This is a genomic window from Streptomyces sp. NPDC048191 (assembly GCF_040652655.1).
In the GTDB taxonomy this organism is placed as follows: Bacteria; Actinomycetota; Actinomycetes; order Streptomycetales; family Streptomycetaceae; genus Streptomyces.
Window position 1 is genome coordinate 134978 of sequence record NZ_JBEZMO010000005.1, and the last position, 13474, is coordinate 148451.

Sequence of the window (13474 nt, forward strand, 5' to 3'; positions counted from 1 at the left end):
AAGCTCACCATTGGGGACGGGTCGAAGTGCCGTGTCGGCAGTCCCTAAACTCGGCTTGTTTCAAGGAGGGAGCCTCAATCGTGCGCAAGGTGCTCATCGCCAACCGTGGCGAAATCGCTGTCCGCGTGGCCCGGGCCTGCCGGGACGCCGGGATCGCGAGCGTGGCCGTCTACGCCGACCCGGACCGGGACGCTCTGCATGTCCGCGCCGCGGATGAGGCGTTCGCCCTGGGCGGTGACACCCCGGCCACCAGCTATCTGGTCATCGACAAGATCCTGAACGCGGCACGGGAGTCGGGCGCGGACGCCGTCCATCCGGGTTACGGCTTCCTCTCGGAGAACGCCGACTTCGCCCAGGCCGTGCTCGACGCCGGGCTGATCTGGATCGGCCCGCCGCCGCACGCCATCCGCGATCTGGGTGACAAGGTCGCCGCCCGGCACATCGCGCAGCGTGCCGGCGCCCCGCTGGTGGCCGGCACCCCGGACCCGGTGAGCGGTGCCGAGGAGGTCGTGGCGTTCGCCGAGCAGCACGGCCTGCCCATCGCCATCAAGGCCGCCTTCGGTGGCGGTGGCCGCGGCCTGAAGGTCGCCCGGACCCTCGAAGAGGTCCCCGAGCTGTACGAGTCGGCGGTCCGCGAGGCGGTCGCCGCCTTCGGCCGCGGCGAGTGCTTCGTCGAGCGCTACCTGGACCGCCCGCGACACGTGGAGACCCAGTGCCTGGCCGACAAGCACGGCAACGTGGTCGTCGTCTCCACCCGTGACTGCTCGCTACAGCGCCGCCACCAGAAGCTGGTGGAGGAGGCCCCCGCGCCGTTCCTGTCGGACGAGCAGGTCGCCGAGCTGTACCGCGCCTCGAAGGCCATCCTGAAGGAGGCCGGCTACGAGGGCGCCGGCACCTGTGAGTTCCTGGTCGGCCAGGACGGCACGATCTCCTTCCTGGAGGTCAACACCCGCCTCCAGGTCGAGCACCCGGTGACCGAGGAGGTCGCCGGCATCGACCTGGTGCGCGAGATGTTCCGCATCGCCGACGGCGAGGAGCTGGGATACGACGACCCGGCGCTGCGCGGCCACTCCTTCGAGTTCCGCATCAACGGCGAGGACCCGGGCCGCAACTTCCTCCCGGCGCCCGGCACGGTGACGAAGTTCGACGCCCCCTCGGGCCCCGGTGTCCGTCTGGACGCGGGCGTGGAGTCCGGCTCGGTCATCGGCCCGGCCTGGGACTCCCTCCTGGCGAAGCTGATCGTGACGGGCCGCACCCGCAAGGAGGCCCTGGAGCGGGCCGCCCGCGCCCTGGACGAGTTCCAGGTCGAAGGCATGGCGACGGCGATCCCCTTCCACCGCGCGGTGGTCAGGGACCCGGCGTTCGCTCCCGAACTCACCGGGTCCGAGGACCCGTTCACGGTCCACACCCGCTGGATCGAGACCGAGTTCGTCAACGAGATCAAGCCCTTCGCCGCCCCCGCCGACGTCGAGGCGGAGGAGGACACGAGCCGCGAGACGGTCGTCGTCGAGGTCGGCGGCAAGCGCCTGGAGGTCTCCCTCCCGGCCTCGCTCGGCATGTCCCTGGCCCGCACGGGCCTCGCGGCCGGTGCCAAGCCGAAGCGCCGCGCGGCCAAGAAGTCCGGGCCCGTCGCCTCCGGCGACACCCTCGCCTCCCCGATGCAGGGCACGATCGTCAAGGTCGCCGTCGAGGAGGGCCAGGAGGTCAAGGAGGGCGACCTGGTCGTCGTCCTGGAGGCCATGAAGATGGAGCAGCCCCTGAACGCCCACAAGGCGGGCACCATCAAGGGCCTGAGCGCCGAGGTCGGCGCGTCCATCACGTCGGGCGCGGCGATCTGCGAGATCAAGGACTGACAGCAGGCTTCACAGGGGCGCCCGGTGGGCCGACTTCGGTTGGCCTGCCGGGCGTTCCGCTGTCATCGCGGGCGAGCTGCGACGTCCCGGGGGCGCGGGACTTCGCTCGGTATGCGGGCCCCGCCGCGTGGGCGCGCACCACCACGGCGCACCCGCCGCCGACGGACCACGACCCCTGCGGCGATCAGGCTCCGGAACCCGGGCCCCCCGGCTAACGGCGCCGCAAATCGGCAACACGCCCGCGCTCAGCACCCGTCTGGTGATCCCCCAGCACCCCCCGCAGCCCGCCCCCGGGGACGCCTCGCCTGGGCCCCGGCAGGGAAGCGCGCCGCGCCGGGGCCTGCTCACCCCCCGGAGGGGCTCCGTTCGCCCCGGCCACGGCGATCTGCACCCCCTGGTCGGCCAGTGCCTGCAACTCGGTGGCGGCGCGGTCGTCGTGGGGCGGGGGCTCGTCGGTGACCAGGCGGGTGATGAGGTCGGTCGGCACGGTCTGGAACATCGTGTCCGTGCCGAGCTTGGTGTGGTCGGCGAGGACCACGACCTCGGCGGCGGCCTGGACCAGGGCCCGGTCGACGGACGCCGAGAGCATGTTGGAGGTGGACAGGCCCCGCTCCGCGGTCAGGCCGCTCCCCGACAGGAACGCCCTCGACACGCGCAGCCCCTGCAGGGACTGCTCCGCGCCGGAGCCGACGAGGGCGTAGTTGGAACCGCGCAGGGTGCCGCCGGTCATCACGACCTCCACCCGGTTGGCATGGGCCAGCGCCTGGGCGACCAGGAGGGAGTTGGTGACCACCGTCAGGCCCGGTACCCGGGCGAGCCGGCGGGCCAGCTCCTGCGTGGTCGTACCGGCCCCGACGACGATGGCCTCGCCCTCTTCGACGAGACCCGCGGCGAGGTCGGCGATGGCCGTCTTCTCGGCGGTCGCGAGATGGGATTTCTGCGGAAAGCCGGACTCTCGCGTGAACCCGCCCGGTAGTACCGCACCGCCGTGCCGGCGGTCGAGGAGTCCTTCTGCCTCCAGTGCCCGCACGTCCCGCCGTACGGTCACTTCGGAGGTCTGGACGACGCGGGCGAGCTCACGGAGCGACACGGCACCGTTCGCTCGCACCATTTCGAGGATCAATTGGCGACGTTCAGCAGCGAACACGAAACTGACAGTAACCCCAGCGACCGTCTGCTTTCAGCAGTTTGCGCCGAATAAACGAAGTTGTTCGCATGGCAGGGCGGGAAGTGGTATAGGACCTACCCGCCCTGACTATGCCGTACGCAAACGCGGCAACTCCCCGTCACCAGCGGGAAGTCGGAGCCGGCCGTCAGGCCTCCACGCCCGCCTTGCGGGTGTGCAGCTGCCGGGCCACCTCCGCGATCGACCCCGAAAGGGAGGGGTACACGGTGAACGCGTTCGCGATCTGTTCGACCGTCAGATTGTTGTCGACGGCGATCGAGATGGGATGGATCAGTTCCGAGGCGCGCGGTGCCACGACCACACCGCCGACCACGATGCCCGTGCCCGGCCGGCAGAAGATCTTGACGAAGCCGTCGCGGATGCCCTGCATCTTGGCGCGCGGGTTGCGCAGCAGGGGCAGCTTCACGACCCGGGCGTCGATCTTGCCCGCGTCGACGTCCGCCTGCGAGTAGCCGACGGTGGCGATCTCGGGGTCGGTGAAGACGTTGGAGGAGACGGTCTTCAGGCTCAGCGGGGCCACCGCGTCGCCAAGGAAGTGGTACATGGCGATGCGTCCCTGCATGGCGGCCACGGACGCGAGCGCGAAGACACCGGTCACGTCACCGGCCGCGTAGACGCCGGGAGCGGTCGTCCTGGACACCTTGTCGGTCCAGATGTGACCCGAGTCGCGCAGCTTGACGCCGGCCTCCTCCAGGCCGAGGCCCGCGCTGTTCGGGATGGCACCGACGGCCATCAGGCAGTGGGTGCCACCGATGACACGCCCGTCGGCCAGCGTCACCTCCACCCGGTCCCCGACCCGCTTGGCGGAAGCGGCACGGGAGCGGGCCATGACGTTCATGCCACGGCGCCGGAAGACGTCCTCCAGCACGGCGGCGGCGTCCGGGTCCTCGCCCGGCAGCACGCGGTCGCGGGAGGACACGAGCGTGACCTTCGACCCCAGGGCCTGGTAGGCACCGGCGAACTCGGCACCGGTCACACCGGAACCGACCACGATCAGCTCTTCCGGCAGCTCGGTGAGGTCGTAGACCTGGGTCCAGTTCAGGATGCGCTCGCCGTCGGGCTGGGCGTCGGGCAGCTCGCGCGGGTGACCACCGGTGGCGATGAGGACGGCGTCGGCGGTGAGGGTCTCCTCGGTGCCGTCGGCGGCGGTGACGACGACCTTGCGGGAGCCGTCCAGGGCCTGCATGCCGTCCAGCCGGCCGCGGCCGCGCATGACCCGGGCGCCGGCACGGGTGACGGAGGCGGTGATGTCGTGGGACTGGGCGAGGGCCAGCCGTTTCACCCTGCGGTTGACCTTCCCGAGGTCCACGCCGACCACCCGGGCCGCCTGCTCCAGCGGCGGCGTGTCGTCGGCGACGATGATGCCGAGCTCCTCGTACGACGAGTCGAAGGTGGTCATCACCTCGGCCGTAGCGATGAGTGTCTTCGACGGCACGCAGTCGGTCAGCACCGACGCTCCGCCCAGACCGTCGCAGTCGACGACGGTCACCTCCGCACCGAGCTGGGCGGCCACCAGGGCCGCTTCGTATCCGCCGGGTCCGCCACCGATGATCACGATCCGAGTCACGTACTCCATTGTCCCGCACGCTTCAAGGTGCTACTGCCCGGGGGCGCACGGAAGCTTCGGCTGGGGCGTAAGTGACTCGCGTTCCCCCTGCCGTACCCTCTGTGCATGTCGCTCTATGCCGCATACGCCGGCAATCTCGACGCGCGCCTGATGTCCTTCCGCGCCCCGCACTCCCCGCTGCGCGCCACGGGCTGGCTGAACGGCTGGCGGCTGACGTTCGGCGGCGAGCAGCTGGGCTGGGAGGGCGCGCTGGCGACGCTCGTCGAGGATCCGCTCGCGCAGGTCTTCGTGGGCCTCTACGACATCGCACCCATGGACGAGGAGTCCCTCGACCGGTGGGAGGGCGTGGGTGACGACCTCTACCGCCGGATGCGGGTGCGCGTGCACACCCTGGACGGCGAGGAGACGGCGTGGACGTACGTCCTCAACGGGTACGAGGGCGGCCTGCCCTCGGCGCAGTACCTGGGCGAGATCGCCGACGCCGCGGAGTCCGCCGGGGCGCCACACGATTACGTGATGGAGCTGCGGAAGCGGCCCTGCTGAGCGGCTCCGCTCCTGGAATTGGGGTTCCGGCGCACCAACGGGAGAGCCCATGGCCCCCACGAGGACCTACGACGGGATCCGGCTCGCCCAGAACATCCTGGTGGAGTACACGGTGAGCCGTGGCCGTCTGCTGATCTTCGTCGTCGAGGTGTTCAACGACAAGGACGTCCTCATCACCGACGTCTGACCGCGGCCGCCGGCCCGCTTCGTCGAAAACGACAAGACAACGATTCCGATCCCGTGAGGTCTGTCATCTACGCGCGTAGGCGAAGAGCGGCTACCCTCGACCACGTGAACGCATCTCTTCTTCCGGACGACATCCAGGGCGACCCGTACGCCGCCGCCGACGCCGCCGCCGCGCGCCTGCGCGCACTGACCGGCGCCGAGACCCACGACGTCGCCCTCGTGATGGGCTCCGGCTGGGCTCCGGCCGTCGACGCCCTGGGCGCACCCGATGCCGAGTTCCAGGTCACCGAGCTGCCCGGCTTCCCGCCGCCGGCGGTCGAGGGGCACGGCGGCAAGATCCGCTCGTACTCCTTCGGTGACAAGCGCGCGCTGGTCTTCCTGGGCCGCACGCACTACTACGAGGGCCGTGGCGTCGCCGCCGTCGCCCACGGCGTCCGCACCGCCGTGGCCGCCGGCTGCAAGACCATCGTCCTCACCAACGGCTGCGGCGGCCTGCGCGAGGGCATGCGCCCCGGCCAGCCGGTCCTGATCAGCGACCACATCAACCTGACGGCGACCTCCCCGATCGTCGGCGCCAACTTCGTCGACCTCACCGACCTGTACTCCCCCCGCCTGCGCGCCCTGTGCAAGGAGATCGACCCCACCCTGGAGGAGGGCGTCTACGCGCAGTTCCCCGGCCCGCACTACGAGACCCCGGCCGAGATCCGCATGGCCCGCGTCATCGGCGCGGACCTCGTCGGCATGTCCACGGTCCTGGAGGCCATCGCCGCACGCGAGGCCGGCGCCGAGGTCCTGGGCATCTCCCTGGTCACCAACCTGGCGGCCGGCATGACCGGCGAGCCCCTCAACCACGAGGAGGTCCTCCAGGCGGGCCGCGACTCGGCGGCGCGGATGGGCCAGCTGCTGGGCCAGGTGCTGGGCAAGCTGTAGAGCGGGCCTTCCGGCCTATCGGTCCCGGACGGACGGGAAACGGGGGTCTGGGGGCACAGCCCCCAGCGAAGACTAGGAGAGGTTGATCCCAAGGTGCACGACGATCTCATCGCCCGGGCCAAGGCGTGGCTCGCCGAGGACCCCGACGCGGAGACCCGCGAGGAACTGGCCAAGCTGATCGACGCCGGTGACGTCGGCGAACTGTCGGCCCGCTTCGGCGGCACCCTCCAGTTCGGCACCGCGGGCCTGCGCGGCGAGCTGGGCGCGGGCCCGATGCGCATGAACCGCTCGGTCGTCATCCGTGCCGCCGCCGGCCTCGCCGCGTATCTGAAGAAGAACGGCCACGCCGGCGGAGTCGTCGTCATCGGCTACGACGCCCGCCACAAGTCCGCCGACTTCGCCCGCGACACCGCCGCCGTGATGACGGGCGCCGGCCTGCGCGCCGCCGTGCTCCCCCGCCCGCTGCCCACCCCGGTCCTGGCGTTCGCCATACGGCACCTCGGCGCGGTCGCGGGCGTCGAGGTCACCGCCAGCCACAACCCGCCCCGGGACAACGGTTACAAGGTCTACCTCGGCGACGGCTCCCAGATCGTGCCGCCCGCCGACGCGGAGATCGCCGCCGAGATCGACGCGATCGCGTCCCTGCACGACGTACCCCGCCCGGAGTCCGGCTGGGAGACCCTGGACGAGTCGGTGCTGGAGGCGTACCTGGGCCGTACGGACGCCGTCCTGGCCGCCGGCTCCCCCCGCACCGCCCGCACGGTCTACACGGCCATGCACGGCGTCGGCAAGGACGTCCTGCTCGCCGCCTTCGCCCGGGCCGGCTTCCCCGAGCCGGTGCTGGTCGCCGAGCAGGCCGACCCGGACCCGGACTTCCCGACGGTCGCCTTCCCGAACCCGGAGGAGCCGGGCGCGATGGACCTGGCCTTCGCCCAGGCCCGTACGACCGACCCGGACCTGGTCATCGCCAACGACCCCGACGCGGACCGCTGCGCCGTGGCCGTGAAGGACGGCGCCGACTGGCGGATGCTGCGCGGCGACGAGGTCGGCGCCCTGCTCGCCGCCCACCTGGTCCGGCGCGGCGCGACCGGCGTGTTCGCCGAGTCGATCGTCTCCTCCTCGCTCCTCGGCCGGATCGCCGGGAAGGCGAACCTCCCCCACGAGGAGACGCTGACCGGCTTCAAGTGGATCGCCCGGGTCGACGGCCTGCGCTACGGCTACGAGGAGGCCCTCGGCTACTGCGTGGACCCCGAGGGCGTGCGCGACAAGGACGGCATCACCGCCGCGCTGCTGATCACCGAGCTGGCGTCCGTGCTGAAGGAGGAGGGCCGCACCCTGCTCGACCTGCTCGACGACCTCGCCGTGGAGCACGGGCTGCACGCGACCGACCAGCTGTCGGTGCGCGTCCAGGACCTGTCCCTGATCGCGGACGCGATGCGCCGCCTGCGCGAGCGGCCGCCGACGGAGCTGGCCGGTCTGCCCGTCGTCCGGGCCGAGGACCTCACCCGGGGCACGGAGAAGCTCCCGCCCACGGACGGCCTGCGCTACACCCTCGACGGCGCCCGGGTGATCGTCCGCCCGAGCGGCACCGAGCCGAAGCTGAAGTGCTACCTGGAGGTCGTGGTGCCGGTCGGCACCCACACCGGCCTCCCGGCGGCACACGCCCGCGCGAGCGAACTGCTGAGCGCCCTCAAGCGGGACCTGTCGGCGGCGGCCGGCATCTGAGCCGTACGCGCACCGAAGGGGTGCCCCCGGCCCGGGGCACCCCTTCTCCGCCGGTCAGCGTGGACCGGGACACCTCACCCCGTGGCCAGCAGGACCGCGAACACGATCGCGCCCGCCAGCGCGGGTGCGATCACCTCGTACGCCCAGCGCACCGTGACCTCCCCCTGCGCCGACTCCGCCTCGCCGTGCCGCTCCAGCAGTTCCCGCAGCTCGTCCATGACCTGGTCGGTCTCCGCGCGGGTCGGTCCGGTCGCGAGACCGGTGCCGCCCGTGCCGCCGAAGCCGCCCATGCCGCCGAAGCCGAAGGTGCGGCGCGTGGGCTCCGCGCCGCGGGCCGCGTCCGCCGCCGCCCGCGACTTGCGCATCTCCGCCTTCTTGCGGGCCCGCAGCGAGACGGGCACGGACCACAGCTGGTACTTGCGGCCGGACTTCGCCACGACCTCGTTGGAGTAGCCGGAGCGCAGCGAGGCGACCTGCCCCCAGGGGAGGCTGATCACCCGGAACGGGTTGCGGACCCGCATCCGGTCCTCACCCGCGAACACGGCCGGACGGAGCGTGAAGGCGATGACCAGCGGCACGATCAGGATCATCCCGGCGAGCGCCAGCCACGGTGTGCGGCCGTGGCCCTGGAACAGCGCGTCGAAGCCGAGCCAGGCGACGACGAGCAACAGGAGGACGCCGCCCGCGAGCGCGCTGGGTGAGCGGTAGATCCGGTCCTTGGGGGTGGGGACCGGGGGCTGTGACGCGGGTGACTGGTGGTCGGGGGTGGTCATGGGCCCAGTCTGCATGACACCGGCCGCCGTGCCGCCACGCGCCTCGGAACCGGCGCTCAGCTGTGATCTTCGGGTGTGAGATGAGCACCGGGGGTGTACAGCTGCTACGCGCGTAGATATGCTCGTCTGGTGACCATGCCCACCACTGCACCCACAGCTCACGCTCTCGCTGACGTCACCGCGTCCGACAGCACGCTGCGCCGCTTCCTGCACGGGCTGCCCGGCGTCGACGCGGTCGGCCTGGAGGCGCGCGCCGCGTCCCTCGGCACCCGTTCCATCAAGACCACCGCGAAGGCCTACGCCATCGACCTCGCCATCTCGATGGTCGACCTGACGACGCTGGAAGGCGCGGACACCCCGGGCAAGGTCCGGGCGCTCGGCGCCAAGGCGGTCCACCCGGACCCGACGGACCGGACGACCCCCACCACGGCCGCCGTCTGCGTCTACCCCGACATGGTGGCCGTCGCCAAGGAGGCCGTCGCCGGTTCCGGCGTCAAGGTCGCCTCGGTCGCCACCGCCTTCCCGGCCGGCCGTGCCGCCCTCGACGTGAAGCTGGCCGACGTGCGTGACGCCGTCGCCGCGGGCGCCGACGAGATCGACATGGTCATCGACCGGGGCGCGTTCCTCGCCGGCAAGTACCTGAAGGTGTACGACGAGATCGTCGCCGTGAAGGAGGCCTGCGGGACGAACGCCCGGCTGAAGGTCATCTTCGAGACCGGCGAGCTGTCGACGTACGACAACATCCGCCGGGCCTCCTGGCTCGGCATGCTGGCCGGCGCCGACTTCATCAAGACCTCCACCGGCAAGGTCGCCGTCAACGCGACCCCCGCCAACACGCTGCTGATGCTGGAGGCCGTACGGGACTTCCGTGCGCAGACCGGCGTCCAGGTCGGCGTGAAGCCGGCCGGCGGCATCCGCACCTCGAAGGACGCCATCAAGTTCCTGGTCCTGGTCAACGAGACCGCGGGCGAGGACTGGCTGGACAACCACTGGTTCCGCTTCGGCGCCTCCTCGCTCCTGAACGACCTGCTGATGCAGCGTCAGAAGCTGGCCACCGGCCGCTACTCCGGCCCCGACTACGTGACGGTGGACTGATCACCATGGCATCCGCATTCGAGTACGCACCGGCGCCCGAGTCCCGCTCGGTCGTCGACATCGCCCCCTCCTACGGCCTGTTCATCGACGGCGAGTTCACCGAGGCGGCCGACGGCAAGGTCTTCAAGACGGTCAGCCCGTCGACGGAGGAGGTCCTCTCCGAGGTCGCCCAGGCCGGCGCCGAGGACGTCGACCGCGCCGTCAAGGCCGCCCGCAAGGCCTTCGAGAAGTGGTCGGCGCTGCCCGGCTCCGAGCGCGCCAAGTACCTCTTCCGCATCGCCCGGATCATCCAGGAGCGCAGCCGCGAACTGGCCGTCCTGGAGACGCTGGACAACGGCAAGCCGATCAAGGAGACCCGCGACGCGGACCTCCCCCTGGTCGCCGCGCACTTCTTCTACTACGCGGGCTGGGCCGACAAGCTCGACCACGCCGGCTTCGGCGCCAACCCGCGCCCCCTGGGCGTGGCCGGCCAGGTCATCCCCTGGAACTTCCCGCTGCTGATGCTGGCGTGGAAGATCGCCCCGGCGCTCGCGACCGGCAACACGGTGGTGCTCAAGCCCGCCGAGACCACCCCGCTGTCCGCCCTGTTCTTCGCGGACATCTGCCGCCAGGCGGGCCTGCCCAAGGGTGTCGTCAACATCCTCCCGGGCTACGGCGACGCGGGCGCCGCGCTGGTCGCGCACCCGGACGTCGACAAGGTGGCCTTCACCGGCTCCACGGCCGTGGGCAAGGAGATCGCCCGCACGGTCGCCGGCACGCGGAAGAAGCTCACCCTGGAACTGGGCGGCAAGGGCGCCAACATCGTCTTCGACGACGCGCCGATCGACCAGGCCGTCGAGGGCATCGTCACCGGCATCTTCTTCAACCAGGGCCAGGTCTGCTGCGCGGGCTCCCGCCTCCTCGTCCAGGAGTCCGTCCAGGACGAGCTGCTGGACTCCCTCAAGCGGCGCCTGTCCACGCTGCGCCTCGGCGACCCGCTGGACAAGAACACCGACATCGGCGCGATCAACTCCGCCGAGCAGCTGGCCCGGATCACCTCGCTCGCCGACCGGGGCGAGGCGGAGGGCGCCGAGCGCTGGTCCCCGGCCTGCGAACTGCCGGCCTCCGGCTACTGGTTCGCCCCGACGCTCTTCACGAACGTCACCCAGGCGCACACCATCGCCCGCGACGAGATCTTCGGCCCGGTGCTGTCGGTCCTCACGTTCCGCACCCCGGACGAGGCGGTCGCCAAGGCGAACAACACGCAGTACGGCCTGTCCGCGGGCATCTGGACCGAGAAGGGCTCCCGCATCCTGGCCGTCGCGAACAAGCTGCGCGCCGGTGTCGTCTGGTCCAACACGTTCAACAAGTTCGACCCGACCTCGCCGTTCGGCGGCTACAAGGAGTCGGGCTTCGGCCGCGAGGGCGGCCGCCACGGCCTGGAGGCTTACCTCGATGTCTGACCGTCTGAGCGTCTTCAAGACCTACAAGCTGTACGTCGGCGGGAAGTTCCCGCGTTCCGAGAGCGGCCGGGTGTACGAGGTGACGGACTCCAAGGGCAACTGGCTGGCCAACGCTCCGCAGTCCTCCCGCAAGGACGCCCGTGACGCGGTGGTCGCCGCCCGCAAGGCGTTCGGCGGCTGGTCCGGCGCGACGGCGTACAACCGCGGCCAGGTCCTCTACCGCGTCGCGGAGATGCTGGAGGGCCGGCGCGAGCAGTTCGTGCGCGAAGTGGCCGACGCGGAGGGCCTGTCCAAGTCGAAGGCGGCCGCGGTCGTGGACGCCACGATCGACCGGTGGGTCTGGTACGCGGGCTGGACCGACAAGATCGCCCAGGTGACCGGCGGCGCGAACCCCGTCGCGGGGCCGTTCTTCAACCTCTCCTCGCCGGAGCCGACGGGAGTGGTGGCCGTCGTGGCCCCGCAGGAGTCGTCGTTCCTGGGCCTGGTGTCGGTGCTCGCGCCCGTGATCGCCACCGGCAACACCGCGGTCGTGATCGCTTCCGAGAAGGCTCCGCTGCCCGCTCTCTCCCTCGGCGAGGTGCTGGCCACCTCCGACGTGCCCGGCGGCGTGGTCAACGTCCTGTCCGGCCGCACGGCGGAGCTCGCGGCGCCGCTGGCCGCGCACCAGGACGTCAACGCGATCGACCTCGCGGGTGCCGACGGGGAACTGGCGAAGGAGCTGGAGATCGCGGCGGCCGACAATCTGAAGCGCGTGCTGCGTCCACAGGCTGTGGACTACTCCGAGACGCCGGGGACCGACCGGATGACGGCGTTCCTGGAGACGAAGACGGTGTGGCACCCGACGGGAGCGTTGGGCGCGAGCGGGTCTTCCTACTGACGGCGACGGCGGGGAACCGCGGGTCGTCCACGGTCGACAGCGCGGTTCCCCGCCCCCTCACCGGGCTCTCAGTGGCCCACCGCTCCAAGTGCCCGCCCCACCACCGGTACCGCCCCGACCGACGGGGCCTCGGCGAACGGGGTCGTCACCATCCCGGAGCTGACCGGCCTGAAGTCGGCCACCTGCGTGCCCACACCGTTGTCCAGGGGGTCCACTCCCGTCCCCGCCAGCGGGTTGGGCTTCAGGGCGGCGACCGGGCCGGTGACGTAGCCGACCGTTCCCGTCAGGGCCGTCAGGCCCGCCTGGGGGTCGACCTTGCCGATCGAGGTCGACCGCCACGGCACCTCCACGAGCGGGGCGCCGGTGTCCGCGTGCGCCGTCGCCGCGCCCGCGCCCAGGGCTGCTCCGGCGGTCGCGAGGGCGATCAGGGCGCGCTGCGCGGCGGGGTGCTGAGAGGAGGTCTGTCGGGCCATCGCTGGAGCCACCTATCTGGTGCACAGGGTAATGAGGTCGGCACACAGGGTAGTTGAGGCGGGAGTCACGCTCAAAAGCCGCCCCGCGGGGTCGGCAGGCGGCTCGCCATACGTCAAACTGGTGTTCCGTGAGCCTTCATCCCCCGTCCCCCGCCCGTGTCGTGCTGCTGTGCGGCCCCTCGGGCTCGGGCAAGTCCCTCGTCGCCGCCCGTTCCGGGCTCCCCGTCCTGCGCCTGGACGACTTCTACAAGGAGGGTGACGACCCGACTCTGCCGCTGGTGGAGGGGAGTTCGGACATCGACTGGGACCACCCGCAGTCGTGGGACGCGGACGTCGCGGTCGAGGCCATCGCCCGGCTGTGCGCGACGGGTTCGACGCCGGTACCGGTGTACGACATCGCGCTGAGCGCCCGTACCGGCGACGAGACGCTGCACATCGGCCGCACCCCGCTGTTCATCGCGGAGGGCATCTTCGCCGCGGAGATCGTCGGGCGCTGCCGGGAGCTGGGCCTGCTCGCGGACGCGCTGTGCCTGAGCCGCGGCCCGGTCACCACCTTCCGCCGGCGGTTCCTGCGGGATCTGAAGGAGGGCCGCAAGTCGGTGCCGTTCCTGCTGCGCCGCGGCTGGCGGCTGATGCGCGCGGAGCGCTCGATCCTCGCCCGCCAGGTGTCGCTCGGCGCGCATCCGTGCGACCGCGACGAGGCGCTGGGGCGGCTGGCGGCAGCGGCGGCCGGGCGGCAGCCGCACCGGCAGACGGTGGCGCAGGACTCGTAGCCGCCAGGTTTCGCCGACACACGTAAAACGGGACTGGAGAGACCCCCCGGC

13 protein-coding genes are annotated in these 13474 nt (G+C 71.6%); 9 read left to right on the top strand and 4 right to left on the bottom strand.

Translation table 11 applies throughout. The features are described from left to right. Window positions 1-80: 80 nt before the first annotated feature. Window positions 81-1853: a biotin carboxylase N-terminal domain-containing protein gene (locus tag AB0D93_RS11150; protein ID WP_362116646.1), complete on the top strand. Its 1773-nt coding sequence runs from the start codon at window positions 81-83 to the stop codon at window positions 1851-1853. A gap of 211 nt (window positions 1854-2064) precedes the next feature. Here the strand turns inward: AB0D93_RS11150 and AB0D93_RS11155 are convergent, their stop codons facing one another. Together AB0D93_RS11155 and AB0D93_RS11160 are read right to left on the bottom strand one after the other, a co-directional pair. Continuing rightward, window positions 2065-2976, bottom strand: coding sequence for a DeoR/GlpR family DNA-binding transcription regulator (locus AB0D93_RS11155; RefSeq protein WP_362117233.1), 912 nt, complete (start codon window positions 2974-2976; stop codon window positions 2065-2067). A gap of 190 nt (window positions 2977-3166) precedes the next feature. Beyond that, window positions 3167-4615: an NAD(P)H-quinone dehydrogenase gene (locus AB0D93_RS11160; RefSeq protein ID WP_362116649.1), complete on the bottom strand. Its 1449-nt coding sequence runs from the start codon at window positions 4613-4615 to the stop codon at window positions 3167-3169. Window positions 4616-4711: 96 nt separating this feature from the next. Here AB0D93_RS11160 and AB0D93_RS11165 point away from each other — a divergent pair, with 96 nt between their 5' ends. The 4 genes from AB0D93_RS11165 (at window position 4712) to AB0D93_RS11180 (ending at window position 7990) form a co-directional block, all read left to right on the top strand. Beyond that, the gene (locus AB0D93_RS11165) at window positions 4712-5149 is read left to right on the top strand and encodes a gamma-glutamylcyclotransferase (protein WP_362116652.1); all 438 of its coding nucleotides are present in this window, start codon (window positions 4712-4714) and stop codon (window positions 5147-5149) included. A 49-nt stretch (window positions 5150-5198) separates the two neighbouring features. Then, window positions 5199-5336, top strand: a complete 138-nt coding sequence (locus AB0D93_RS11170) for a hypothetical protein (RefSeq protein WP_362116655.1) — start codon at window positions 5199-5201, stop codon at window positions 5334-5336. A gap of 104 nt (window positions 5337-5440) precedes the next feature. Beyond that, on the top strand, window positions 5441-6265 hold the full coding sequence (locus tag AB0D93_RS11175) for a purine-nucleoside phosphorylase (RefSeq protein ID WP_351238729.1): 825 nt from the start codon (window positions 5441-5443) through the stop codon (window positions 6263-6265). A 93-nt stretch (window positions 6266-6358) separates the two neighbouring features. Continuing rightward, window positions 6359-7990, top strand: a complete 1632-nt coding sequence (locus AB0D93_RS11180; protein WP_362116659.1) for a phospho-sugar mutase — start codon at window positions 6359-6361, stop codon at window positions 7988-7990. Between the two features lie 74 nt (window positions 7991-8064). Here AB0D93_RS11180 and AB0D93_RS11185 read toward each other — a convergent pair whose 3' ends face one another. Further along, entirely contained in the window at window positions 8065-8763 is a 699-nt protein-coding gene (locus AB0D93_RS11185) for a PH domain-containing protein (RefSeq protein ID WP_362116662.1), read from the bottom strand. A gap of 135 nt (window positions 8764-8898) precedes the next feature. Here AB0D93_RS11185 and deoC point away from each other — a divergent pair, with 135 nt between their 5' ends. The 3 genes from deoC to AB0D93_RS11200 are packed head-to-tail and all read left to right on the top strand — an operon-like array spanning window position 8899 to window position 12177. Further along, entirely contained in the window at window positions 8899-9858 is a 960-nt protein-coding gene (gene deoC, locus AB0D93_RS11190; protein WP_362117236.1) for a deoxyribose-phosphate aldolase, read from the top strand. A gap of 5 nt (window positions 9859-9863) precedes the next feature. Then, a complete protein-coding gene (locus AB0D93_RS11195; RefSeq protein ID WP_362116665.1) occupies window positions 9864-11300 on the top strand; it encodes an aldehyde dehydrogenase family protein in 1437 nt (478 codons plus the stop codon). Then, the gene (locus AB0D93_RS11200; RefSeq protein WP_362116668.1) at window positions 11293-12177 is read left to right on the top strand and encodes an aldehyde dehydrogenase family protein; all 885 of its coding nucleotides are present in this window, start codon (window positions 11293-11295) and stop codon (window positions 12175-12177) included. Before AB0D93_RS11195 ends, AB0D93_RS11200 begins: the two co-directional genes overlap by 8 nt. A gap of 68 nt (window positions 12178-12245) precedes the next feature. On the opposite strand, the gene AB0D93_RS11205 is transcribed toward AB0D93_RS11200, so the two are convergent. Continuing rightward, window positions 12246-12650, bottom strand: coding sequence for a hypothetical protein (locus AB0D93_RS11205; protein WP_362116671.1), 405 nt, complete (start codon window positions 12648-12650; stop codon window positions 12246-12248). Between the two features lie 161 nt (window positions 12651-12811). Here AB0D93_RS11205 and AB0D93_RS11210 point away from each other — a divergent pair, with 161 nt between their 5' ends. Then, the gene (locus tag AB0D93_RS11210; protein ID WP_362117239.1) at window positions 12812-13423 is read left to right on the top strand and encodes a uridine kinase; all 612 of its coding nucleotides are present in this window, start codon (window positions 12812-12814) and stop codon (window positions 13421-13423) included. Window positions 13424-13474 lie beyond the last annotated feature (51 nt).

Bases quoted from the DNA above. Each gene is read 5' to 3' on its own strand.
- AB0D93_RS11165 (WP_362116652.1), top strand. From the start codon at position 4,712: ATGTCGCTCTATGCCGCATACGCCGGCAATCTCGACGCGCGCCTGATG.
- AB0D93_RS11160 (WP_362116649.1), bottom strand. From the start codon at position 4,615: ATGGAGTACGTGACTCGGATCGTGATCATCGGTGGCGGACCCGGCGGA.
- AB0D93_RS11205 (WP_362116671.1), bottom strand. From the start codon at position 12,650: ATGGCCCGACAGACCTCCTCTCAGCACCCCGCCGCGCAGCGCGCCCTG.
- AB0D93_RS11195 (WP_362116665.1), top strand. From the start codon at position 9,864: ATGGCATCCGCATTCGAGTACGCACCGGCGCCCGAGTCCCGCTCGGTC.
- deoC (WP_362117236.1), top strand. From the start codon at position 8,899: ATGCCCACCACTGCACCCACAGCTCACGCTCTCGCTGACGTCACCGCG.
- AB0D93_RS11170 (WP_362116655.1), top strand. From the start codon at position 5,199: ATGGCCCCCACGAGGACCTACGACGGGATCCGGCTCGCCCAGAACATC.
- AB0D93_RS11185 (WP_362116662.1), bottom strand. From the start codon at position 8,763: ATGACCACCCCCGACCACCAGTCACCCGCGTCACAGCCCCCGGTCCCC.
- AB0D93_RS11200 (WP_362116668.1), top strand. From the start codon at position 11,293: ATGTCTGACCGTCTGAGCGTCTTCAAGACCTACAAGCTGTACGTCGGC.